18 protein-coding genes are annotated in these 22,521 nt (G+C 34.9%); 12 read left to right on the forward strand and 6 right to left on the reverse strand.

Features of this window, described 5'->3' with window-relative positions; all coding sequences use genetic code 11:
* Nucleotides 1–121: 121 nt before the first annotated feature.
* Both KQI71_RS11765 and KQI71_RS11770 read right to left on the reverse strand, forming a co-directional pair.
* Nucleotides 122–1,387, reverse strand: coding sequence for a cytidylate kinase family protein (locus tag KQI71_RS11765; protein WP_216436321.1), 1,266 nt, complete (start codon nucleotides 1,385–1,387; stop codon nucleotides 122–124).
* A gap of 5 nt (nucleotides 1,388–1,392) precedes the next feature.
* On the reverse strand, nucleotides 1,393–1,821 hold the full coding sequence (locus KQI71_RS11770) for a MarR family winged helix-turn-helix transcriptional regulator (RefSeq protein ID WP_216436322.1): 429 nt from the start codon (nucleotides 1,819–1,821) through the stop codon (nucleotides 1,393–1,395).
* A gap of 273 nt (nucleotides 1,822–2,094) precedes the next feature.
* On the opposite strand from KQI71_RS11770, the gene KQI71_RS11775 reads away from it, so the two are divergent.
* The 4 genes from KQI71_RS11775 to KQI71_RS11790 all read left to right on the forward strand — a co-directional run bounded on the left by KQI71_RS11775 (nucleotide 2,095) and on the right by KQI71_RS11790 (nucleotide 8,045).
* Nucleotides 2,095–2,946, forward strand: a complete 852-nt coding sequence (locus KQI71_RS11775; protein WP_216436323.1) for a tyrosine-type recombinase/integrase — start codon at nucleotides 2,095–2,097, stop codon at nucleotides 2,944–2,946.
* 254 nt (nucleotides 2,947–3,200) lie between these two features.
* A complete protein-coding gene (locus tag KQI71_RS11780; protein WP_216436324.1) occupies nucleotides 3,201–5,525 on the forward strand; it encodes a SpaA isopeptide-forming pilin-related protein in 2,325 nt (774 codons plus the stop codon).
* A gap of 116 nt (nucleotides 5,526–5,641) precedes the next feature.
* Nucleotides 5,642–7,201 carry a SpaH/EbpB family LPXTG-anchored major pilin gene (locus KQI71_RS11785; RefSeq protein WP_216436325.1) on the forward strand — a complete coding sequence of 520 codons (1,560 nt, stop codon included), beginning with the start codon at nucleotides 5,642–5,644 and terminating at the stop codon, nucleotides 7,199–7,201.
* 1 nt (nucleotide 7,202) lies between these two features.
* Nucleotides 7,203–8,045, forward strand: coding sequence for a class C sortase (locus KQI71_RS11790; RefSeq protein WP_216436326.1), 843 nt, complete (start codon nucleotides 7,203–7,205; stop codon nucleotides 8,043–8,045).
* A 241-nt stretch (nucleotides 8,046–8,286) separates the two neighbouring features.
* Here KQI71_RS11790 and KQI71_RS11795 read toward each other — a convergent pair whose 3' ends face one another.
* Nucleotides 8,287–10,284, reverse strand: a complete 1,998-nt coding sequence (locus KQI71_RS11795) for an oxidoreductase (protein ID WP_216436327.1) — start codon at nucleotides 10,282–10,284, stop codon at nucleotides 8,287–8,289.
* 160 nt (nucleotides 10,285–10,444) lie between these two features.
* Complete coding sequence (locus KQI71_RS11800) at nucleotides 10,445–11,335, reverse strand: LysR family transcriptional regulator (protein WP_216436328.1); 891 nt, start codon at nucleotides 11,333–11,335, stop codon at nucleotides 10,445–10,447.
* Between the two features lie 194 nt (nucleotides 11,336–11,529).
* On the opposite strand from KQI71_RS11800, the gene KQI71_RS11805 reads away from it, so the two are divergent.
* The 6 genes from KQI71_RS11805 to KQI71_RS11830 all read left to right on the forward strand — a co-directional run bounded on the left by KQI71_RS11805 (nucleotide 11,530) and on the right by KQI71_RS11830 (nucleotide 17,572).
* Entirely contained in the window at nucleotides 11,530–12,405 is an 876-nt protein-coding gene (locus tag KQI71_RS11805; protein ID WP_216436329.1) for a shikimate dehydrogenase, read from the forward strand.
* Nucleotides 12,406–12,438: 33 nt separating this feature from the next.
* Entirely contained in the window at nucleotides 12,439–13,629 is a 1,191-nt protein-coding gene (locus KQI71_RS11810) for an MFS transporter (RefSeq protein ID WP_216436330.1), read from the forward strand.
* Nucleotides 13,630–13,662: 33 nt separating this feature from the next.
* Nucleotides 13,663–14,430: a type I 3-dehydroquinate dehydratase gene (aroD, locus tag KQI71_RS11815; protein ID WP_216436331.1), complete on the forward strand. Its 768-nt coding sequence runs from the start codon at nucleotides 13,663–13,665 to the stop codon at nucleotides 14,428–14,430.
* A 327-nt stretch (nucleotides 14,431–14,757) separates the two neighbouring features.
* A complete protein-coding gene (locus KQI71_RS11820) occupies nucleotides 14,758–15,246 on the forward strand; it encodes a TRAP transporter small permease (RefSeq protein WP_216436332.1) in 489 nt (162 codons plus the stop codon).
* Between the two features lie 2 nt (nucleotides 15,247–15,248).
* Complete coding sequence (locus KQI71_RS11825; protein WP_216436333.1) at nucleotides 15,249–16,538, forward strand: TRAP transporter large permease; 1,290 nt, start codon at nucleotides 15,249–15,251, stop codon at nucleotides 16,536–16,538.
* Between the two features lie 8 nt (nucleotides 16,539–16,546).
* Nucleotides 16,547–17,572, forward strand: a complete 1,026-nt coding sequence (locus KQI71_RS11830) for a TRAP transporter substrate-binding protein (RefSeq protein ID WP_216436334.1) — start codon at nucleotides 16,547–16,549, stop codon at nucleotides 17,570–17,572.
* 69 nt (nucleotides 17,573–17,641) lie between these two features.
* Here the strand turns inward: KQI71_RS11830 and KQI71_RS11835 are convergent, their stop codons facing one another.
* Entirely contained in the window at nucleotides 17,642–18,709 is a 1,068-nt protein-coding gene (locus KQI71_RS11835; protein WP_216436335.1) for a hypothetical protein, read from the reverse strand.
* Between KQI71_RS11835 and KQI71_RS11840 the strand changes: the two genes are divergently transcribed.
* On the forward strand, nucleotides 18,708–19,385 hold the full coding sequence (locus KQI71_RS11840; protein WP_216436336.1) for a YqeG family HAD IIIA-type phosphatase: 678 nt from the start codon (nucleotides 18,708–18,710) through the stop codon (nucleotides 19,383–19,385). The genes KQI71_RS11835 and KQI71_RS11840 overlap by 2 nt on opposite strands.
* Nucleotides 19,386–19,434: 49 nt before the next feature.
* On the opposite strand, the gene KQI71_RS11845 is transcribed toward KQI71_RS11840, so the two are convergent.
* Entirely contained in the window at nucleotides 19,435–21,423 is a 1,989-nt protein-coding gene (locus tag KQI71_RS11845; protein ID WP_216436337.1) for an oxidoreductase, read from the reverse strand.
* Nucleotides 21,424–21,551: 128 nt separating this feature from the next.
* On the opposite strand from KQI71_RS11845, the gene KQI71_RS11850 reads away from it, so the two are divergent.
* Nucleotides 21,552–22,439, forward strand: a complete 888-nt coding sequence (locus KQI71_RS11850; RefSeq protein WP_216436338.1) for a LysR family transcriptional regulator — start codon at nucleotides 21,552–21,554, stop codon at nucleotides 22,437–22,439.
* Nucleotides 22,440–22,521: the final 82 nt, after the last annotated feature.

A 22,521-nucleotide genomic window follows, 5' to 3' on the forward strand; every position in this document is an offset into this window, starting at 1 on the left:
ATTATGATTTAGCCACAGCCTACCAGTCTGTGCACGTCAACTATTGAAAGCGCCGTATACCGAACGGTACGTACGGTGCTGCGAGAGGACGGCGGTTAGTCACCGCCTCCTACTCGATTTATTAAATATTTTTCAGCCCTTCACAGATTGTATTAAGGACATAATCTTCGCCCATGGAAGTGTCAAGAGTTAGATGATAGTTTCTGGCAAGACCCCATGGCTGGTGTGTATAATAATGATAGTTGTCGGATCGTTTTTGATTCATTTGCAAGATCTTTGATTTTGCATCCTCATAGGTAAGGTGTTCCGTTTTCATAATACGATCAATTCGATATTGAGCGGGTGCATGAAGAAAAATTTTCATACAATGGGCTCGCTCTCGAAGTGTATAATCTGCGCAACGTCCCATAATGACACAATTACCTTTGGATGCAAGTTTTTTGATTACTTTTGTTTCTTCAGCAAAAATTTGATCTTTTGGAGCCGGAGTTTTGGCAGAATGAGAATAAACTTGGTTTAAAAGATCATAAAAAAGACGATTACGCATTTGTTCATCATTATTTTTTATAAATTCAGGATCATATCCGGTAGAACCAGCAGCCATCTGGATAATTTCATTATCATAAAAATCAAAATTTAAACGTTTTGCAAGTTTTTCTCCCAATTCGTGTCCACCACTTCCATATTCACGAGCAATGGCAATAACAACAGGAAGGGAAGAAGAATCTATGGATTCGGTTGGTTCAGCTGATGATGGGAATAAAGCAGGTTCTAGGAAAGATAAAAATCTTCCAAAGAGACGTGCAATAAATCCAACGAGCAAGGCAGAGACAATAGTACCTTCACGGACACCATCTAAATGATGGGCAAAAAGGAAAGATAATAGTGCGGCGATGATGGTCATAGAAACATCAAAGCAAATTTTTGTAATACCAAATTCCGTTTTCCATGTAAGTGTTACTGCGCGAACAAAAGATTCTCCAGGCAGCATAACGACATTGGCCAGAACTTCTGTATAAACACCAAATCCAAGAATCAGGCATCCAAGTAAAAGATAGAATACTTTCATCAAATACATTTGGGGATGTACAAAGGAAAACAAAATCATAGACCAGTCAATAAAGTAACCAAATAAAATGGATACAGGAATTTGAAGAATATGTTCTAATTTAAAATTTTTACGCAAAATCAGCAATTGAAGAAAAATTAAAAGTAAACTGAAAAAGATTGTAAAATTTCCAAGGGTAAATGGGAAATTTAAACTTAGAACATAGGGAATAGAAGAAATCGGTGATGTTCCAAGGCTTGCCTTTGTAATCAATGCAACGCCAAGAGAATTGATATAAAGGCCGATAAAAAAGATAATATAACGTTTTAGTTTTTCCATAGTTGTCATTTCTCCTCGTTTGTAATATTTTTATATAATTTCCAAAAAGTCTCAAGAAATTTTGAACGTTCTTCATCTGAAATTCCATCAAAAATTTGTTCTTCCAAAGGTAGAAAAGCGGTGGTCACTTGTTTCGCAATTTCCATTCCGCGATCGGTAAGAAAAATATAAAATGTACGGCGGTTTCCATTAAGAATTCTTCGTTCAATCAGTTTGTCTTTTTCCATTCGGTTTAATAAGGATGTTAAGGAAGCAGGTTCAATATGACATCCGAAGGCAAGTTCTTTTTGACTGATTCCGTTGTGATAGTAAAGATGATCCAAAATCTTCGGTTGTCCAACCGTTAAGCCATAATTTTTAATGGAAGAAAGAAATTTTTTCTGAAAAGTCATATGGGTAGCCATTAAAAGATAATGAAATGATTGCTCATACATAAATTGAGAACCTCCAAAATTATTAGAATTCTAACAATTAGAATTCTAATTGTTAGTCCAGAAGAAATTATATGAAAAAAAGGGGGAAAAGTCAAGATAAAAATATAATAAATAAGTTTAAAATCTTACTTGAATTTTATAGACAAACATACGTTCCTGTGATATAATTTTTACACAAACAATAAGAGATATTACAGAATCAATGACTTTGCTAAAAATCATGTTTGTTAATGGAAATTGGTAATAAGGTATCGATGAAAAAGGAGTTAACAAATGAAGATGAAAAAAGTTGTATTTGAAAAAGAAGGGTTTATAGAGTATTTAAAAGAAAGAGAAGTTTCTGACAGTACCTTGCGTAAATATTTGACAGATGTAGGAACTTTTTTTCGTTATCTGGGGGATGTAAAGGAAATAAGGATAACGAAAGAGATATTGCTTAATTACAAAAAATGGCTGATTTGTAAATATGCAGTTAGTAGTGCAAATTCTATGATTGTGGCATTGAATCAATATCTGATCTATATTGGATGTGCACATTGGAAGATCAGAAGAATCAAAGAGCAAAATCGCACAAATCAGAGAATTGACAAGGAAATGAAAAAAGAAGATTATACGATGCTTGTGAAAAGAGCAAAAGAAGAGGGAAAAGAGCAGCTGGCTTTAATTATAGACACGCTTGCATTTACTGGAATCCGAATTAGTGAATTACGATATTTTTCAGTGGAAAGTGTCAGACATAATATGGTAAAGATCTATAATAAAGGAAAATATCGTTATGTTTTGATACCAGATCATCTTAGAAAAAAACTGATGTGCTATATTATCAAGCATAGAATGAAAGGAGGAATGATATTTATTACAAAAAACGGAGGTGCAAAAGATCGTTCTAATATATGGAGAGAACTAAAGCAACTGGCAAGAAGAGCGGGAGTTATGGAGGAAAAAGTATTTCCACATAATTTTCGACATTTATTTGCCAGAATGTTTTATCGTGCAACCAAAAATCTGGTACAATTAGCTGACATTCTTGGACACAGTAGTATTGAAGTAACAAGGATATATGCAGCAGACGGAATTGAAGAACAGCGAAAAAGTATGGAAAAAGTTGCATCACTGATAGAATAACAACATAATATTAATTATGTTGTAAATAAAAGTGCATAGATATTATATTGCTACATTTGACTATAATTTTAACTCGCGAGATACAAGATGTCAATAACATAATTGTAAAAAATTGTCTTATTTTCAATTCTTATCTTTCAAAATTTCTGTCTAAAGGTTCAAAGATATCTAATATATTCTTCTGTTTCACATGATTATATGATAAAGATTATGGATTTTACAACATAATTAATATTATGTGGAAAGGAGAGTTGATGAAAAAATTATCCAGAAATATGAAAAATTATCATAGACATGAAACATGGCATTTATTGTTTTATGTTGTTTTCATATTGTTTCTTATGGCGAGCGTATGTCTTCCAAGGGGTGTTCTTTATGCTGCTTCTAAAAATAGAAAAGTAAAAAAAGAACAAACAACAACAGTAAAACAATTGGAAGAATTCATGGGAGTGTCTTTTTCTGTGGAAAATATTCAAAAAGCAGGAATAAAAGATTTCGCCTTTGCCAAAGCCATATATGACTCTATTTTGTCAGATCCTAATAATTTTCGTACAGGAATGCGAGTTGATAGTGAAGGAAATATAATAAATCCAGGAACAATATTAAATTCAGAGGAAATTTTAAAAAAAGGAAAGGCAGAAAATATAGATGGAATTTCTCTTATTTTAAGTTATTTTACAGGAATTATTGAGGCTAATAAAAAAGGAATTCGTTCGATTAAAGGAATAAAAAATTTGCGAAGGGCACAGATTATTAATCTTAGAGATAATAATATAGAGGATGTAACAGAACTTCGAATGGATGAAAATCAGATTGGAACGGAAACAGATGGGACAGTTTATTTTGGAGAGCCTGATCGCAATGTGTTGATTTGGCTTCGCGGCAATAGCATCAGTCATTTTTGCCAGTGGATGAATGGACGTCTTTTGCTGGATATGGATGCTACAGAATGGACGGTATATAAACCAACAACGGTTGTGCAGGCATTAATGGGAACAAAAGAAGAAAGTATTTCTGGAGTAAAAACAGCAAATATACCGATAAAATTTTTATGTGATGGAAATCCAGTCATTTTAAATAAATTCGGAATTAAAAAATACGATGCAAAAAGTACAATTAAAGATTATACAATTGTAAATAACTCAGCTAATCATGCAATGTCAGAGATGCAATTTTCTAATATAAAACAAAGTGGAATAATAACCGTTTCTTTTAGTTCAAATCAAATATGGGGAATGTATACAACAGCTTTTTCTGGAAATGATGATGTTAGTTCTAATGCCACTTCGTTGAAGGGTGAAAAACCGGTATATGTTGAGCTTTATACAAATATTACTGGGGATGTTGCATCCAGTGGTAGTATTCGGCTTCATAAGGTGGACGATGCAGGGAAAGCTATTGAAGGAGCTTGCTTTTCCTTATATAAAAAGGAAAAGGATAGGGATGTTCTTGTAAATCAAGATCTTTCCAGCGACCATCAGGGAAATGTTTTCTGTTCAGGTTTAAAAGCCGGAAATTATTATTTTATTGAGACATCAGCTCCAAAGGGTTATGTACCTGATTTAGAGAAAAAATATGAATTTGCAGTGGAAGATGGAACCATTTCATTAAAAAATAAAATCAGAGGAAGTGATTTTTCTACAGGAGATCAGCTTCTTACAAAGGATGGAAGTGTAATGGTTCATCAAGATGGTTCTGAAGAAGAAAATACAAAAGAAGAGAAATTGGAAAAAGGAGTTTTTGTAAAAGGCGGGCAAAAAGATCAGATTGATTTTCAAATTCGTCAGACAGATACCAGCCGTATTCAAAAAGTAGATGTTTCTTGGAGTGCGGGTCTTAATGGAAAGCAAGAGGGAACAATGAGTTATGTTTTTGGAGACGGTGAAAAAACAGACACAACCACATATTGTAAAAATTTAGAAGAATTAGAACGAAAAGTAAAACAAAAACTTGAAGAAGCTTCTCAAGATGATTATCAAAATGTAAAAGTAAAAGCTATTTTTGATGGCAAAAAAGAAAATATGTCAATAAAGACATTAGAGGCAAAAAATCAGAGAACCTATGGTTTAAAGGTTTATAAAGAAGATTCTTCGATACAGCCGTCGAAGGCGCTGGAGGGTGCAGAATTTACATTGTATCGGGCATATAAAGATGGAGATGATCAAAAGAAAAAGACGACGATATCTGTTCGTGGACAAAAAATAGATGTGTTGGAAGTACAAAGGAAACTTAGCAAGATAGAAAATGAAAAGGCAGCAGCCTTATTTGATGACTTAAGAGCATCTACCCGCTGGTACCTTGAAGAGACAAAAGCACCAACGGGTTATCAAAGAATGAAAGATATTTTAACGATCGACATTACAAAAGATGGGATTTTAAAGGTAGAGGGAAATGAGGCAAAAAAAGTGGATGGAGAAGAAAATATATTTTATTTGACAATTAATAATCAAAAAAATATTTCGCTCCCACATACAGGCTCAAAAGGAACTCTTTTTTATAAAATGATTGGAATTGTATTCCTAATGCTGGCGATAGTTTCTGGAATAGTTTTATGGAAGAGAAAGGGAAGGAAAAGATAAATAGATGTTAAAGAAAAGGGAACGATCGCCACCATTTTGGGTTGATCACAGAATATACATCCAAAATGTATCGTCTGTATTGCCAGAAAGAAATACAAAAGAAAGGAAGAACTGCAATGAAAAAAAGATTGCTCAGACGTGTGGCAACCTTTGGAATGTCCATTTTAATGGCTTTTGGAATGATAAATGTCCGGGCTGCACAGGGGGAGTCTGCATCTGGAAATGGAAAAGAAGTTACGAATGCAAATACAGGAACGATTACCGTTAGAGGACTTGGACAGGAAGGAAGTACTTATGATCAGGTAAAAGCGTATAAGATGATAGATATTCGCTATGATGAAAAAACAAATGAAATCATATATTCCTGGGCCAAGGATGAAATAGGAGCTCTGGCCAAACAAGCTGGGTATGATTCTGTAGAAGATTATACCAAAGGAGGTGATAAAGCGGCAAAAAGGTTATATGAAGAAATTGCAAAAAAAATTTCAACGGGAGAGTTAACTGTAACACCTATAGAACCAAAAGAGACAGCTTCAGGTACGGCAGTATTTCGGGATCTTTCCATGGGACAATATGTGCTTTTTGCAGAGGGAAATTATGTATATGCTCCGATGACTGGGACATTAGAACCTGAAGTTTTGAATGGAACTTATCATCTGAGAGATGTTTTCATTGAAGCAAAAGCAGAAAAACCATCGATCGATAAGAAAATTAAAGATGGAAGTCATGGAAATGAAAATGATAGTGTTGGTGTTAAAGACAAGATAAAGTTTCGGTTGGAAACAAAAGTGCCAAATTTTCCGGAAAAGGCTGTTAATAAGACATTTCGCCTGAAAGATACTATGCAAGAAGGACTCATGGGAGTTGAAGATTTTTCGGTATACAATGGAAATCAGAAATTGAGTGAAAACACAGATTATCGGGTTACTTATTATTCAGATCGTGAAATGACAAAGAAAACAGAAAATGAGAAAAATGCTTGTAGTTTTCAGATAGAATTTCTTGTAGATAGCAAAAATGTAAGTGGAGCATCTTTAATAATTGATTATGTTTCCAATGCAACAGCAAAAATGATTCCTGGGACAGCTTCAGAAAACAAGGTAACGTTAGAATGGCCGAAAAATGTATGGAAGCAGGATTCTGACTATAATACCAAAGATCAAAAGGTTAAGGTGTATACCTATGGAATCAAAGTCATTAAATATGATGATGAAAATAAGAAGCTTTTCGGGGCAGAATTTATGCTTTATAAGGATCAAGAATGCAAAGAGGAAGTTTCTTTTTCAAAAGAATCAGAAGGAATTTATCATGTTGCAACAGAGGAAGAGGTATCTTCTTCTACACTAGCGGTGAATAAAGATGGACAGCTGACGATGAAAGGATTAGATGAAGGAAATTATTACTTAAAAGAGACAAAAGCTCCAACGGGGTATGCTTTGTCTAAGGAAGTAAAAAAAGTTACGATTCAGGATTCTGGATCTGAAAGTCATCAGCTGACTGGAAAACTAAAAAATGATACAGATGCCTATGCAGATGTGACGGTTATCAATAAAAAAGGTGTGACACTGCCAAAAACTGGTGATATGGGTATGTTTATGTTAACTGTTTTTGGAACAATGATGGCATTATCTGGAATTGGAATTTTCTTCTTAGCCAGAAAAAAGCCGGGAAAATAAAATGAAAAGATATTTTCCAATGATTGTAGCCTTATTCTTAAGTATGGTTGGTATCGGAATGTTTTTCTATCCAAATGTCAGTGACTGGTATATACAACATCATCAAGAAAAAATCATTCAAAACTATGGAAAGAAAACAAAACGATTATCAAAAAAGGTGATCGAGAAAGAAAAGCAAAAAATAAGAGATTATAACAGAAGTCTTTTAGAAAATAAAACTATGCTGATTGATCCATTTCATACAAAAAAGATAGGTACTTCAAAAAAAATTTATAAAAAATGTTTGTCTTTTGATCCGGTGATTGCTTATGTAGAAATTCCTAAAATTAAGGTTTATCTTCCAGTATATCATGGAACATCAGAAAAAACGCTGGAAAAAGGTCTTGGACATTTGGAAGGGACATCACTTCCTTTGGGAGAGAAAGGAAGTCACTGTGTAATTTCAGGGCATAGCGGGCTTCCGTCTGCTTTCTTTTTTACAGATCTTGAAAAATTAGAACGAAAAGATATATTTTACATTTATGTGCTGGACGAAGTACTTGCTTATCAAGTGGATGAGATTCGGGTAGTAAACCCGGATGACATCAGTTTTTTTCGAATCGATCCGCAGGAAGATTACGTTACTTTAGTAACGTGTACTCCCTTTGGACAAAATACCCATCGCCTTCTTGTACGAGGGCGTCGAAGGAATGTTGATAAAAAGACATGGAAACGACGGAAAGAGAAAATAAAAAAGAGTCATTTGAAAAAGCGGTGGTTACAGCTTTTGGGGGTAGGGCTTGGAATGATTGTGGCGATAGGGGTTGTAATTTATTTAAAAAGGAGACTAAAAGTTGTGCATTAAATAATAAGCTGCAGGTAGCAATGAAGGAAGAAATGAGCGGCGGATAAACAAATCAACGAAAAACAATGCACAAGCCATTGGAAATAAGCAATGAATTCATTTGTACCTGGTCACATATAATCAATCAATAGATACAATTTTTCATAACAAATCCCTTTATATCGATAAAAGAAAACCAGAGGAACGAAAGAATCGTTTCCCCTGGTTTTTTTGGAAAATAGATGACGTTATAAAATTTATTTTATAGATAGTCAAGGTTAGAAAGAACGTTTAAAATGTTATGTCCTTCTTGTACACCATCAATAATTCTTCTTGCGCGAACGCTGTCACCAATATTGACAATTTCAACTTCAGTATCAGAAAATGCTTCGCGTACTTCATCAAGGATTGGAGCATTTGCTCGCATACCTAAGCACACAAATCCATAATCAAATGGGAGGTCCTTTTCTTCTCCGTTTGATTTTACTGTAAAGCTGTTAGCTTTTACTTCGCAAAGAGCAGTATTTGGCATCTGGTTTACATGATATTCTTTCATTAAAGTAGTCGTTCCGCATTTTGATACAGGATCAAGATCTTTACCAATCTGAGGCATCATTTCAACGATGCTTACATCAGCACCTTTTGGTGCAAAGTATTCAACAACATCAAGACCTACAGCTCCGCCACCAATGACAACAACTTTCTTTCCAGTACAGTCTTCTGGGTAATCAGATAGATGATTAATCATGCCTGTAATCGATGCAACTTTGGATCCCTCTTTATCAATATGGTCATGCAATCCCTTGATTGGCGGAAGTAAAGGATTAGATCCTGTGGAATTGATAATGATATTTGGATGTAATGCTTTAATTAATGGAAGAGTTGCTTCTTGACCTTTGAAAATAAATAGGTTTGTTAATTTAGAAGCACGGTTTACCAAATAATCAGGGAAATCTCTTAGACGTTTTTTATCAGGAATCTTAGAAATTTCTACAGCCAATCCACCAAGATGGTTATTTTTTTCAAATAAGAATGTTGTACATCCAACTTCGGCAGCTGTGCATGCAGCTTCAAGACCAGCAGTACCGCCACCGATAACGACAACGTTGCATGGTTTGTTTACTTTTTTCTTTTTATAATCAAATCCAGAGTTAACGGTAGGATTCACAGTACAACGAATTGGACGGTTAACTCCAATACGGTTTCCAGCACATCCGATGTTACAAGAAATACATTTTCTGATTTCATCTTCACGTCCGGTAGCAACTTTCTTTACCCAGTGAGGATCAGCGATGAGTCCACGGCCCATACCAATAATATCAGCATCACCTCTTCCAAGAATATCGTCTGCAACGTGAGGATCACGAATATTACCCATGGTTACACAAGGTTTTCCGTATTTTTCTTTTACAGCTTTCGCCATGTAAGATCTCCATCCATCTTTTAAATAGTTGGCATCGATCTGGAATTGGATAGATCCATTTAATCCTGCAGATACGTCAAATACATCGACTTCTTCCTGGAAATAAGAAAGCAATTCCAGAGTATCATTAAGTGTATTTCCGCCTTCTACAAACTCATCAGCACTGATACGTACGAAGATTGGGAACATAGGACCAACCTGTTTTCGAACTTCTTCAATAACAAGTTTTGCAAAACGAGCACGGTTTTCTGGACAGCCGCCAAATTCATCCGTACGTTTGTTTGTTGTAGGAGACATAAACTGACTGATTAAGTAAGAATGTCCTGCATGAATTTCCACACAGTCAAATCCACATGCCTGAGCACGGGCAGCAGCTTCTCCATATTTTTTAACAATTGTGTAAATTTCTTCTTTTTCCAGTGGACGAGGAATTTCTCCGCCTGCTTTTGATGGAATATCAGATGCAGATACCGGCTGCATATTTGTTCTCTTAGATTGTGCAGAAGCACCAGCGTGGTTTAACTGAATACCAACACATGCTCCATGAGAATGTAGTGTTTCACATAATTTAAAGAAACGAGGCATATAATTGTCATGGTCAATACGAAGCTGTGTTGTACCATTAGAACCAAGAGGAGAGTCTACACTTGCGTTTTCAACCATAATCAGTCCAACGCCACCTTTGGCTCTTTCTGTATAATAATCTATGTGTAAGAAACTCATTTCACCAGTCTGTTCTCCATAGTTTGTTCCCATTGGTGTCATCATGATGCGGTTTCTCATTGTCATGTTTTTAATGGTAAGTGGTGTGAAAATGTTTTTATAATTGCATTTCATAGAATTGAAAACCTCCAAAAAAAATTAAAATGTTGTGATGCATAAGCATATAAATATTATTTCCCATTGAGGTTGTTATCATTGCATTTGGGTGTTCTGTAATGATGAATTCATTATAACACTTGGTCAAATATTTAACAAATTGATATTTTTTGAGCTTTCAATAAAAAATATCTATGGTTTCTTTTACAAAATCGATAAACTTTGAAACAGCCGGGATTCTTGGGATATCTTTTAAGTAGGCCATATAAACTGTGTGATATGGTTTTACATTGCTTAGATGTAAAATTTCTACATCGTATTCTTGCAAAGATTCTACATGAGCGACAAATCCAATACCAAAATCTTCTGCAACGAGAGAGGCAATTGCATTTTCATCGGACGACTCAAAGGCGATGGAAGGTTTAATATGATATTGTTGGTAAATAGAATTTGTAAATTTTCCAAGACCAGAAGTTTTATCATAGCCGATCACTGGATAAGACATAAGATCTTCAAGTACAAGGTCTTTTTTGTGTTTTAATGGATGTTCTGGCGGGGTAATAATAACCATTTCCTGATTAATGACAGGGACAAATTCAATTTCTGATTCTTCAGATACAAGAGAACCAAAAACAACATCATATTTTTCCATTTTCAAGTCTTTTAATAGATTTTTTGTGATTTCTTGACTAAGAGAGAAGGTAATATCCTGGTGCCCTTTTTCGTTTAGAAAACTTCGAACTAATTTTGGAATATAAGATTTTGCTAGCGGAAAAACATATCCAATATCAATATGTCCACCGGAAGAATTGGAAAGTGACTTCATTTTTGTTTCTGCAATTTTTATTTCTTCTAAAATACGGTCAACATGTTCTAGGAAAATTTGCCCATATTTTGTTAGAACGATGTTTCGTCCTTTTTTTCGAAATAAAGGGACCCCAAGGTCTTCTTCCAAATTGGCGATGGAGCGACTTAAACTTGGCTGAGAAATGTTTAATTCTTGTGCAGCCTGATGATAATGTTCTAATTTTGCAATTTTTTGGAAATAATAAAGTTGATTTAAATTCATAAAAACCTTCCTTATATAAATTATAATTGATAATGTGATTTTATCACAATTAATAGCAAAAAGCTATTAAAAATCAATAAAAGATGTATTAGAAGTATCAATTAAAGTGAGTTATAATATAGCCATAAGGTTGTTAAAAAATTAACTTTTGGGTGAAACAAGTAGTAAATGAGGTTTTAAAAGGAGAAAAAATTATGGCAGAGAGAATCACAGGACACACAGAATTAATCGGGTTAATGGCATACCCAATTAGACATTCAAGTTCACCAGCAATGCATAATGAAGCTTTTGCAACATTGGGACTTGATTATGCATATCTTGCATTTGAAGTTGATAACAGCACACTGGAAGATGCTGTAAAAGGACTTCGCGCATTAAAAATGGTTGGATCTAACGTGTCTATGCCAAATAAAACAGTCGTAGGACAGTACTTAGATGAACTTTCACCAGCAGCAAAAATGGCTGGAGCTGTTAACACAATTGTCAATGACAACGGAAAATTGATCGGACATATTACAGATGGTATTGGATATATGCAGTCATTAAAAGATAACGATATCGATGTGATTGGTAAAAAAATGACAATCGCAGGTGCCGGTGGAGCTGCAACAGCAATTGAAATTCAGGCAGCTTTAGATGGTGTCAAAGAAATGTCAATCTTTAATATCAAAGATAAATTCTGGGCAAATGCAGAAGAAACCGTAAAGAAGATTCGCGAAAACACAGATTGTATTGTAAATCTTTACGATTTAGATGATAAAGATAAATTAAAAGAAGAAATTGAAGATAGTTACTTATTTGCGCAGGCAACTGGTGTTGGAATGAAACCACTGGAAGGACAGTCTGTTGTACCTGATAAATCTTTCTTCCGTCCAGATCTGATTGTAACAGATACAATTTATGCTCCAAGAGAAACTGCATTATTAAAGATGGCAAAAGAAGTTGGATGTAAGACAATGAATGGTCTTGGAATGATGTTATTCCAGGGAGATGCTGCTTTCCACTTATGGACAGGAAAACATATGCCAATCGATCATATGAAAGAAGTATTGGATATCAAATATGATTAGAATCTATCATAACACGAGAGGAATTTTTTAAAAATGGAAAAAAAATATATACCAAGTGCCCTGATCTTATATTTAAACTATTTTATTCATGGAATCGGATGTTCCATCTTAAGTCAGCAGGTAGTAAAGGAAATGCTTAGCAAGCAGTGGGGATTAAACGATGTTATGGCCGTTACTTCCATTGCAGCAGCATTAGGACTGGGACGTTTGATCTCCCTTCCTTTTGCAGGACCATTATCTGATAAATTAGGCCGTCGTTTGTCTGTTATTATCGGGTGTGCATCTTATGTGATTTTCTTTGTAGGAATTGCATTTTCACCAAATACAACGATTGCTTATATTGCAGCTGTTCTTGGTGGAATCGCAAACTCTTTCTTAGATACAGCTACTTATCCAGCGGTAACTGAAATTATCTACAAATATACAGGTATTGCAACTATGGGAATTAAATTTTTCATTTCCGTTGCACAGTTATTAATGCCTTTCTTCTTAGGTGTTGTAGCAGGAACCAATATGTCTTACTTAATGCTGCCGTTAGTTGGTGGTATTTGTATCGCTGTTCTTGGAGTATTGGCAATTTTTGCACCATTCCCTGCAGCATCTGAAAGTGGAAAATCGGAATCTTTCATTAGTAACTTAAAGAATGCACATTTCTCTATCGAAAGTGTTGCATTGATTTTGATTGGATTTACAAGTACAGCAACATTCCAGTTATGGTTAAACTGCGCACAGACATTTGGTACAGAGATTGCAAAGATTCCTTCTGAAAGTGTATCTGTTATGCAGACATACTATTCTGCAGGAACAATGGTAGCATTATTTGTAACAAGTGCCTTAATTACAAAATTCAAACAGGTAAGATTTCTTGTAATTTATCCTGCAATTTCTTTAGTCATGTTAGTTCTTGTTTATATGATTAAGACACCTATGATTTGCTATGTTGGTGCATTTGTGATCGGATATGCAGCAGCTGGTGGAGTTCTTCAGATGGCAACAGCCGTTGTAAATGATCTCTTCCCTAAAATTAAAGGTACAATCACCAGTTTGGTTATGATTGCATCTAGTCTTTGTAACTACACAATCTTAACAGCAGCAGCGAAAATGACTTCTACTAGTGTAATTACGATGAATATTGTAATTACAGCAATTGGAATCCTATTAGCTCTTTTCGTAAATGTAAGATATGGTGTATTATTAAAGAATGCAGAAGAAGCATCAAAATAATTAGTAATGAGACAATAGGAGGGAAAATTGTCAATGAATACAGTAAAAGTAAGAAATATTGAAATTGGAAGCGGAGTTCCAAAAATCTGTGTGCCAATTGTTGGTGTTACAAAAGATGAAATTATTGCAGAAGCAAAAACATTTGACAGCATTCCAGTAGATGTTGTGGAATGGCGTGTAGATTGGTTCGAAGGAGTTTTCGAATTTGATAAAGTGGAAGATGTATTAAAAGACTTAAGAGAAGCTTTAGGTGATACACCAATTCTTTTCACATTCCGTACATCAAAAGAAGGTGGAGAAAAAGCAATTGAAGCAGAACCTTACAAAGAATTAAATATCAATGCAGCAAAAACAGGATATGTTGATCTTGTCGATGTAGAAGCTTTTACAGGTGATGAAATTGTAAAAGAAATTGTAGCAGCTGCTCATGAATGTGGAGTAAAAGTTGTTGCATCTAATCATGATTTTGATAAAACACCAGAAAAAGATGAAATCGTAAGAAGACTTTGCAAAATGCAGGAACTTGGTGCGGATATTCCAAAAATTGCCGTTATGCCAACCTGTAGACGCGATGTTCTGACTCTTTTGTGTGCAACAGAAGAAATGTATACAGATCATGCTGATCGTCCAATTATTACTATGTCTATGGCAGGAACTGGATTAATCAGTCGTCTGTGTGGAGAAGTTTTTGGATCTTCTTTAACATTTGGAGCAGCAAAAAAAGCATCTGCACCTGGACAGGCAGCAGTTAACGACTTAAATAATGTGCTTCAGTTCCTTCATGAAAATCAGGGATTATAATTAAAAAAATAAAATCAAAGGAGCGGGAGAAGCGGTACAAGGTGTGCAGTTTCTCCCGCTTTTCTTTATAAAATATAATATATATATTCCCGCTGTTTTGTGGATATATTTTGAAATTACAGTAGTCAAAACAATCGTTACATATTATGTGAATTTCAGTAAAAAATAAAAAAGAAAAATTTTGGCTGATTCAAAGGGACTTATAAAAAAGTGGTTGTTTGATTAGGTGTTATTTAGTATAATTTAGCAGTGTGAAGTGTTAAAAACTTATCGAACTTTGTGAAAAAAATGACTTTCTCAAATGGGGAAAGTAGAGAGAGGTGAATCATGCTAAAATGGCTTGATGAGAATCTAGAAGAGTTTCTTATGGTGATATTATTAGCTGCAATGACAATCATTATGGGGATTCAAGTATTTGCGAGATATGCACTTGGAGCATCCCTTTCATGGTCAGAAGAAATTACAAGATATTTGTTTATTTGGTCTGGATTTATCAGCGTTAGTTATTGTACCAAAAAATGTATTTCCATTAAGATTGAACAATTTGTTGCAATGTTTCCTAAAAGAGGAAGGGCATTGTTTAAAGTCGTTAATCATACGATGGAGCTGATCTTTTTTATTTATCTGATTCCATATGCAGCTCTTTATTTAAAAAGTGCATTTGAAAGTGGACAGGTAAGTCCAGCATGTCAGATTCCAATGTATTATATTCAAGCAGCACCATTGTTTAGTTTTGTACTGGTGGCACTTCGAATCATTCAGCGTTGGATCATTGAGTTTAAAGTATTAATAAAAAAAGATAAGGAGGAAAATTAGATATGTCGGCAGTTGTAGTATTTCTTATCTTTTTTGTATGTCTTGTTATTGCAATACCGATTTCAATTGCACTTGGTATTGTATCTGTACTTCCCGGTGCATTTGATCCATCTTTTACAGCAAGTGGACAATTTGTGATTCGTTCTATGCTCGGAGGAATTGACAGTTTTCCATTACTTGCAGTACCAATGTTTGTTCTTTCTGGAATGATCATGGCAAAGGGTGGAATTTCAAAAAAGATTTTTGATGTTTTTGCGTTTTTTATTGGAAAGTTTACTGCAGGAATGCCTTGTGCAGTGATTGTAACCTGTTTATTTTATGGAGCAATTTCAGGTTCAGGGCCGGCAACGGTAGCGGCCGTTGGAAGTATGACAATTCCTATTCTTGTAAAACTTGGATACGAGAAATCTTTTGCAACAGCCATTGTGGCAGTGGCGGGAGGACTGGGAGTAATTATTCCACCGAGTATTCCATTTATTATGTTTGGTATGGCATCCGGAGAATCTGTAAGTGATTTGTTTATTGCAGGAGTTATTCCAGGATTATTAATTGGTCTTTTGATGATGGTATATGCGGTATTTTATTGCAAGAAACATGGAGAAGATAAAGAAAAAATTCGCGAAGAAGTAGAAATTCTTCATAAAAAGGGTATCCTTGGAGTTTTTAAAGAAAGCTTTTTTGCAATTTTAAGTCCAGTCATTATCCTTGGATGTATTTACACAGGAGTAGCATCTCCGACAGAAGCAGCAGTTATTTCTGTTTTTTATTCTTTAATGGTTAGTATGTTTATTTATAAATCTATGACGATAAAGGATATCTGGCCTATGATGGTAGAAGGTGTAAAAACGTACGCGCCAATTTTATTTATTTTAGCAGCTTCCATTGCATTTTCAAGAGTTTTGACTCTTATGCAAGTACCACAATCTATCAGCGAATGGATTTTAAGCAACTTCCATAGCAAGGTTGTTATTCTGATTGTTATTAATATATTCCTTTTGATTGTTGGAATGGTAATGGATACAACACCTGCAATTTTAATTTTGACACCGATTCTTTTGCCGATTGTAACAGCTGTTGGCATGAATCCGATTCATTTTGGAGTTATGATGGTTGTAAACCTTGCGGTTGGATTTGTGACGCCTCCAATTGGAGTGAATTTATTTGTGGCATCGTCATTGACAGATATACCACTGATGCAGATTGCAGAAAAAGCAATGCCGTTGATCATTTGTTTCCTTTTGGCATTATTGATGATAACATTTATTCCACAGATTAGTCTGGCATTAGTTTAGGAGGGGTTATGAGAAAATTAGCAAAGAAAGTAGCGGTGCTTGCACTGGCTGGGCTTCTTGTATTTAGCCTGTCTGGATGTAAAAAGAAAGCGAAAAAAGATCAGGTACAGCGATATGCATGGCCGCTTGGAACATCTAGTCCGGAAGATACGGTAACACAGCTATATGCAGAAAAATTTGCCAAAGAAGTTAGCAGATTAAGTCATGGGAAAATGAAAATTAAGGTTTATCCCAACAGTACACTTGGAGGAGATAGAGAACTTTTGGAAAGTTGCAAAGATGGAGATATTCCATTTGTTGTGCAGAATACAGCACCTCAAGTTACCTTCTTACCAGATACGGCGGTGTTTGATTTGCCAAGTGCGTTTGATACAATTGAAGAAGCAAGAAAAGCAGTCGATAATCCATCGTTTTATAAAAAAATGGAAAAAGTTTATCAAAAGGGTGGATATAAACTTCTTGGATATGCCGATCAAGGATTTCGTGTTATGTCTACAAACAAAGACGTAAAAAGTATCAAAGATTTTAAAGGACAAAAGATTCGGACGATGGAAAATAACTATCATTTGAAATTTTGGAAAGCTCTGAAAGCAAATCCGACACCGATGACATTTAGTGAAGTTTATATCGGACTTCAGCAGGGTACAATTGATGCACAGGAGAATCCATATGAAGTTATCGTATCAAGTAAATTGTATGAACAACAGGATTATGTCGTAGAGACAAACCATTTGCCGCATTATATTTCATTGATTGTTAGTGATGAATTTTATAATAGTCTGCCAAAGGATCAACAAAAAATTATCGATCAGGCATCACAAATAGCGAAACAATATGCAAGAGAAGCTTCTGATAAGAGAATTTCTAATCGAATTAAGGTCATCAAAGACAGTGGAACAAAAATTGTCAAACTTGATGAAAAGACAAAGAAAGATATTAGAAAAGCGGCAAAACCTGTATATGGGCAAATCAAAAAGAATATATCAAAGGACCTTTATCGTGCATATTTAAGCAATAGTGAAATAAAAGAATAAAATTCTGGAGCATAAAATAAATCATAAAATTTTATGCTCCATTTTTAACTTTATCGAGGCGGTAAGAATTTAAAAAGCCAGTTTATTATGTAAATTTACTGGCTGGTCGTATCCCGAAGAGATAATGGATGGCATAGAAGCTGCAAGATACCAGTTAAGACGCGGCTGTGTCTGAAATGGAGCATTGACTTTTGGATAGATTAGGTGTCCGTCAGAGGCAATTTCCATACAGCAATCTTCACCAGTAATGATTTGGCTAATTCGACGAATATCAGAATAAAGATCCCATAAAAGATATGGGTATCGTTGTTTTAACCGGGATTCATGAACATAAGAGGCCATTTGTTTTTGTATCTGAATATCACATGAGTTGTCTGGAGTCATCACAATAAGAGGACTGTGATAAGAATCGTAATAGGTAAGCCAGGAATCATTGGTTTGCGATTCAGGAAATGAATCGTAAGAATAAGAAATGCCATAAAGAGAATTTCGATCAGAAAGGCCAGATGCGTTTTGCTGGCAGAAAGAACCATCTCCGTTTAATATGGCAAGCACATTTTCACTGGAACGTATCATATTCAAATAGGCAGGGGCAAGAAGTTGATTTGGAAGAAACCAGAAAAAGGTACTATCTGGATGGTTGGAAAACAGATTGAAAATTTCACCAGAAATTGGATGAGAAGTTTCTTGACGGATGCAGAAAGAATAAATTCCCATCTGATTGGCATCTTGAATAAATTGTTCGATGACATCAATGGTAAGTCCGCAAGAAGAGGCTGGATTCCAGTTAAAAATTAAAATCCATGGGATACAATAGCCAGTTTTTTGGGAAGTTTCTCGAATCGTTTGAGCACCTTTTGTCCAGCTATTATAACCGATATTGATGCCAAGATTTTTAATGGCAGAATGAGAAGTGTTGGTAAGTAGATGTCTGATCAGAGTGTAATATTGACTATCTTCATTTAAGAGAAGATATTGGATGATAGAAGAAATTGGAACTTTAAACCTTGCATTAGAAAAATAAGCAGAAAAATGTAATAGTTCTTTTAGTACTTTTTTTGGGTTTTTGGCCATTTCTGAAATCTTATGTTCGGCAATATTATCGATCATTGCAGTTGTAATATGATTTGGGTTCATGCTTGGGTCCTCCTTCTTAAGATTTGTTTTACTAATTAATTATATAATAATAATATACGAAAATGAGGATGAAAGAAAGTACAAAGGAAAAGAAAAAATAAGAAAATATTGTACAGCGGAGAAAAAATACGATAGAATAGAAAAAGTAGAAAAGAAAAAGAATGGAGAGAAAAAGATGTTTCAAAAATTTTATCCGTCAGAGGATATTAATAGTACATATGATATTGATTTTGAATCTTATTTTGAAAAAGGATACCGCGGAATTATTTTTGATGTAGATAATACGTTAGTGTTTCATAATGCACCAGCTGATGAAAGAGCTAAAGCGTTGTTTCAGAGATTAAAAAAAATAGGATTTGATTTTTGTTTTACAAGCAATAACAAAGAGCCAAGAGTAAAAAAATTCTGTCAGGATGTTGGCGGAACTCATTATATTTATAAGGCAAATAAGCCATCGACCAAAGGATATAAGAAAGCAATGCGTTTGATGGGAACAAACAAGGAGAACACATTTTTTGTTGGAGATCAGTTATTTACTGATGTCTATGGGGCAAATAGGACTGGAATTCACAGTATTCTTGTAAAGCCGATGAATCCAAAAGAAGAGATACAAATCGTATTAAAAAGATATTTGGAAAAAATCGTATTGTGGAGATATCGTAGTAAGAAAAGATAAAAAAACCCGAAAGTCAAAACTTTCGGGTTTTTATTATAAAAGTTAAATTTTAGATAAAGTTGTGTCTTTCCAGAGCAACAAGAATATCTCGACCTTCTTTTACACCTTCAATAATTCGACGTGTTTGTGCACTGTCACCGATGTTAAGAACCTCAACACCTTCATAAATGAAATGATCATGCAGTTCTTTTAATGCAGGTGTTGCAGATTCCATACCAAGACAAACAAATCCATAATCAAAATCAAGATTCAGATCTTTATAATCATGTCTTACAACAAAACTATGATCTTTTACTTCCAGAAGAGAAGCATTTGGATACTGTTTGACTCCGTATTTGGAAAGTACTGCAAGAGCCCCTGTTCTTGTTACAAAGTCAAGGTTTTCTCCAAAATGAGCTTTCTGTTCAACGATAGTAACGTCTGCATTTCTTGGAGCAAAGAATTCAACAACATCCAGTCCGACGTTACCGCCACCAATGATGACAACTTTTTTACCGGTAAGATCTTCAGGATAAGAATCCACATTATCTACCAGGTTGAAGATAGTAGAAACATTTCCTGCCTGGATGTTTTCTTTTAAACCTTTGATTTCTGGGAGTAAAGGATGAGAACCGGTTGCATTTACAACAATATCTGGTTTAAATCCTTCTACCAAATCAATGCCTACTTCCGTATTTTTAATAACAAATAAATTTTTCAGTTTAGATGCACGACGTTCCAGATAATCTGGGAAGTATCCAAGACGACGTTTGTTTGGCATTTTTCCAACACGTCTTGCAAGACCACCAAGTTCTCCTGATTTTTCAATCAGTACGGTAGTGCATCCAACTTCTGCAGCTGTACAGGCAGCTTCCATACCAGCAGTACCTGCACCAATAACAACAACGTTGCAAGGTTTTTTAACAGTTTTGTTTTTATAACATTCACCAGAAACGATGGATGGGTTGATAGTACAGCGGATTGGCTCATGTGTTAAAGTTGCAGTACATCCATTATTACAAGAGATGCAACGGTTAATATCATCTGTATTTCCAAACTGTACTTTATTTACCCATTCAGGGTCAGCGATTAATCCACGTCCGATAGCGATTAAATCTGCTTCGCCATCTTCAAGAATACGGTTTGCAATTTCAGGTTCACGGATATTTCCGCTTGTTGCACAAGGTTTTCCAGTAGATTCCTTGATTGCTTTTGCCATATAAGCTTTCCAACCGTCTGGAAGGTAATCAGCATCTGTCTGATACTGAATAGAACATGTAAGACCTGCAGAAACATTGAAAACATCTACATATTCTTTGAAGTATTCAACAATTTCTTTCATGTCGTCTAATGTGTTTCCGCCTTCTGCCAGTTCATCAGCACTGATGTTTACAAAAATCGGTGTATTTTCTCCGACCACTTCTCTGACTGCTTTTAAGACAAGAGTTGTAAAACGTGCACGGTTTTCTTTTGATCCGCCGAATTCATCGGTACGGTCATTGGTGAGTGGAGAGAGGAACTGATTTAACAGATATCCATGTCCAGCCTGGATTTCAACTGCATCAAAACCAGCAGTAATTGCTCTTCTTGCAGCATCAGCAAATTTATCTACAATAGTAAGAATCTCATCTTTTGTTAAAGGACGAGGAATTTCGTCATTAGAACTTGATGGGATATCAGATGCAGATACTGGCTGAATGTTTGTGAAACTTCCATCGGCTGTAGAACCAGCATGATTTAAAAGGATGCTGATTTTGGAGCCATATTCATGAACTTTTTCACATAATCTGTAAAGTCCAGGGATATAGTTATCATGGTCGATACGAAGCTGGTAAGGACTGTATGTACCCTGAGGAGAGTATACGCTGGCTCCTTCTACAGTGATCAGGCCAACACCGCCTTTTGCTCTCTGTTTGTAGTATTCAACGATTTTTTCATTTACTTCACCGGTATGTTCAGCAAAATTTGTCATAATTGGGTTCATGACGATTCTGTTTTTCAGCGTCATAGATTTTACTGTATACGGTTCAAATAATTTACGGAAATTTTTTGCTGCCATAATTATGATTCCTCCAACTTATTTTTAATAAATTCTACATCAATTATAGCAAAGTGTGTATACAAATGCAATTATGAATGTGCTATAATAATCATAGAAAAAAATTATGGATTCGAGAGGTGGCGACTATGAATTTAAATCATTTGTATTATTTTAGAACTCTTGCAAAAGAAGAGCACTATACAAAGACTGCGGAACAGCTGTCAATTACGCAGCCAAGTCTTAGCCATGCGATTTCCTGTCTGGAAAAAGAACTTGGGGTGAAATTGTTTGAAAAACAAGGAAGAAATGCAAAATTAACCAAATATGGTGCTTTATTTTTGCGTTACGTGGAACAATCTTTAGAAATGCTGGATGAGGGAAAACGGATCCTTATGGAGGCTTCTGGGACGAAAGGCGGATTTATTGATATCGGATATATTTATACGCTTGGAAGTCATTTTATTCCGGAAATTATGAATCAATATATGAAAGAAAAGGGAAAAAATAACATTCATTTTTCTTTTGGACAAGGAACAACGAAGCAAGTGATTACAGAATTAAAAGAGGGAAAATATGATTTTATCTTTTCTTCCTATATAAAAGGAGAAGAGGAACTTGAATTTTATCCAGTGATAGAAGAAGAACTTGTTTTAATTACTCCTAAAAATCATATTTTATCCAATTGTGATTCGATCGATCTTTCGAAAACAACAGAATATGATTATATTGCATATTCAAAAAACAGCGGACTTCGTACAGTGATTGATCAGTTGTTTGTAAAAATAAAAAATCATCCGAAAATCGCCTATGAAGGAGAAGAAGATTCTTCAGTAGCAGGACTTGTGGCAGCAGGGTTTGGTATCGCAATTGTACCAAAAATTCCGCTCCTTGAGACAATGGATGTTTGTGTCATTCCAATTTCGGCACCCGAAATTAAGCGTTATATTTACCTTGTGACTAAGAAAAATAAATACTTAGCTCCAGTAGTAAAAGACTTTATTGACTTTGTAAAGAAGAACCATGCAATTGCATAGAAATAATTGAAAGTAGAGCCATTTATATGCTATACTAGATAAGAATTGTCATTTATTAAAGAAGAAATGGCAGATCAAAGAT

This window comes from Anaerostipes sp. MSJ-23 (assembly GCF_018918155.1).
Classification (GTDB): domain Bacteria; phylum Bacillota; class Clostridia; order Lachnospirales; family Lachnospiraceae; genus Anaerostipes.

Excerpts from the sequence above, each read along its gene's own strand:
- KQI71_RS11810 (WP_216436330.1), top strand. The coding sequence starts at position 12,439 with ATGGAAAAAAAATATATACCAAGTGCCCTGATCTTATATTTAAACTAT.
- KQI71_RS11835 (WP_216436335.1), bottom strand. The coding sequence starts at position 18,709 with ATGAACCCAAATCATATTACAACTGCAATGATCGATAATATTGCCGAA.
- KQI71_RS11845 (WP_216436337.1), bottom strand. The coding sequence starts at position 21,423 with ATGGCAGCAAAAAATTTCCGTAAATTATTTGAACCGTATACAGTAAAA.
- KQI71_RS11820 (WP_216436332.1), top strand. The coding sequence starts at position 14,758 with ATGCTAAAATGGCTTGATGAGAATCTAGAAGAGTTTCTTATGGTGATA.
- KQI71_RS11800 (WP_216436328.1), bottom strand. The coding sequence starts at position 11,335 with ATGAATTTAAATCAACTTTATTATTTCCAAAAAATTGCAAAATTAGAA.
- KQI71_RS11830 (WP_216436334.1), top strand. The coding sequence starts at position 16,547 with ATGAGAAAATTAGCAAAGAAAGTAGCGGTGCTTGCACTGGCTGGGCTT.
- KQI71_RS11785 (WP_216436325.1), top strand. The coding sequence starts at position 5,642 with ATGAAAAAAAGATTGCTCAGACGTGTGGCAACCTTTGGAATGTCCATT.
- aroD (WP_216436331.1), top strand. The coding sequence starts at position 13,663 with ATGAATACAGTAAAAGTAAGAAATATTGAAATTGGAAGCGGAGTTCCA.
- KQI71_RS11805 (WP_216436329.1), top strand. The coding sequence starts at position 11,530 with ATGGCAGAGAGAATCACAGGACACACAGAATTAATCGGGTTAATGGCA.
- KQI71_RS11790 (WP_216436326.1), top strand. The coding sequence starts at position 7,203 with ATGAAAAGATATTTTCCAATGATTGTAGCCTTATTCTTAAGTATGGTT.
- KQI71_RS11770 (WP_216436322.1), bottom strand. The coding sequence starts at position 1,821 with ATGTATGAGCAATCATTTCATTATCTTTTAATGGCTACCCATATGACT.
- KQI71_RS11775 (WP_216436323.1), top strand. The coding sequence starts at position 2,095 with ATGAAGATGAAAAAAGTTGTATTTGAAAAAGAAGGGTTTATAGAGTAT.
- KQI71_RS11850 (WP_216436338.1), top strand. The coding sequence starts at position 21,552 with ATGAATTTAAATCATTTGTATTATTTTAGAACTCTTGCAAAAGAAGAG.
- KQI71_RS11765 (WP_216436321.1), bottom strand. The coding sequence starts at position 1,387 with ATGGAAAAACTAAAACGTTATATTATCTTTTTTATCGGCCTTTATATC.
- KQI71_RS11795 (WP_216436327.1), bottom strand. The coding sequence starts at position 10,284 with ATGAAATGCAATTATAAAAACATTTTCACACCACTTACCATTAAAAAC.
- KQI71_RS11825 (WP_216436333.1), top strand. The coding sequence starts at position 15,249 with ATGTCGGCAGTTGTAGTATTTCTTATCTTTTTTGTATGTCTTGTTATT.
- KQI71_RS11780 (WP_216436324.1), top strand. The coding sequence starts at position 3,201 with ATGAAAAAATTATCCAGAAATATGAAAAATTATCATAGACATGAAACA.
- KQI71_RS11840 (WP_216436336.1), top strand. The coding sequence starts at position 18,708 with ATGCTTGGGTCCTCCTTCTTAAGATTTGTTTTACTAATTAATTATATA.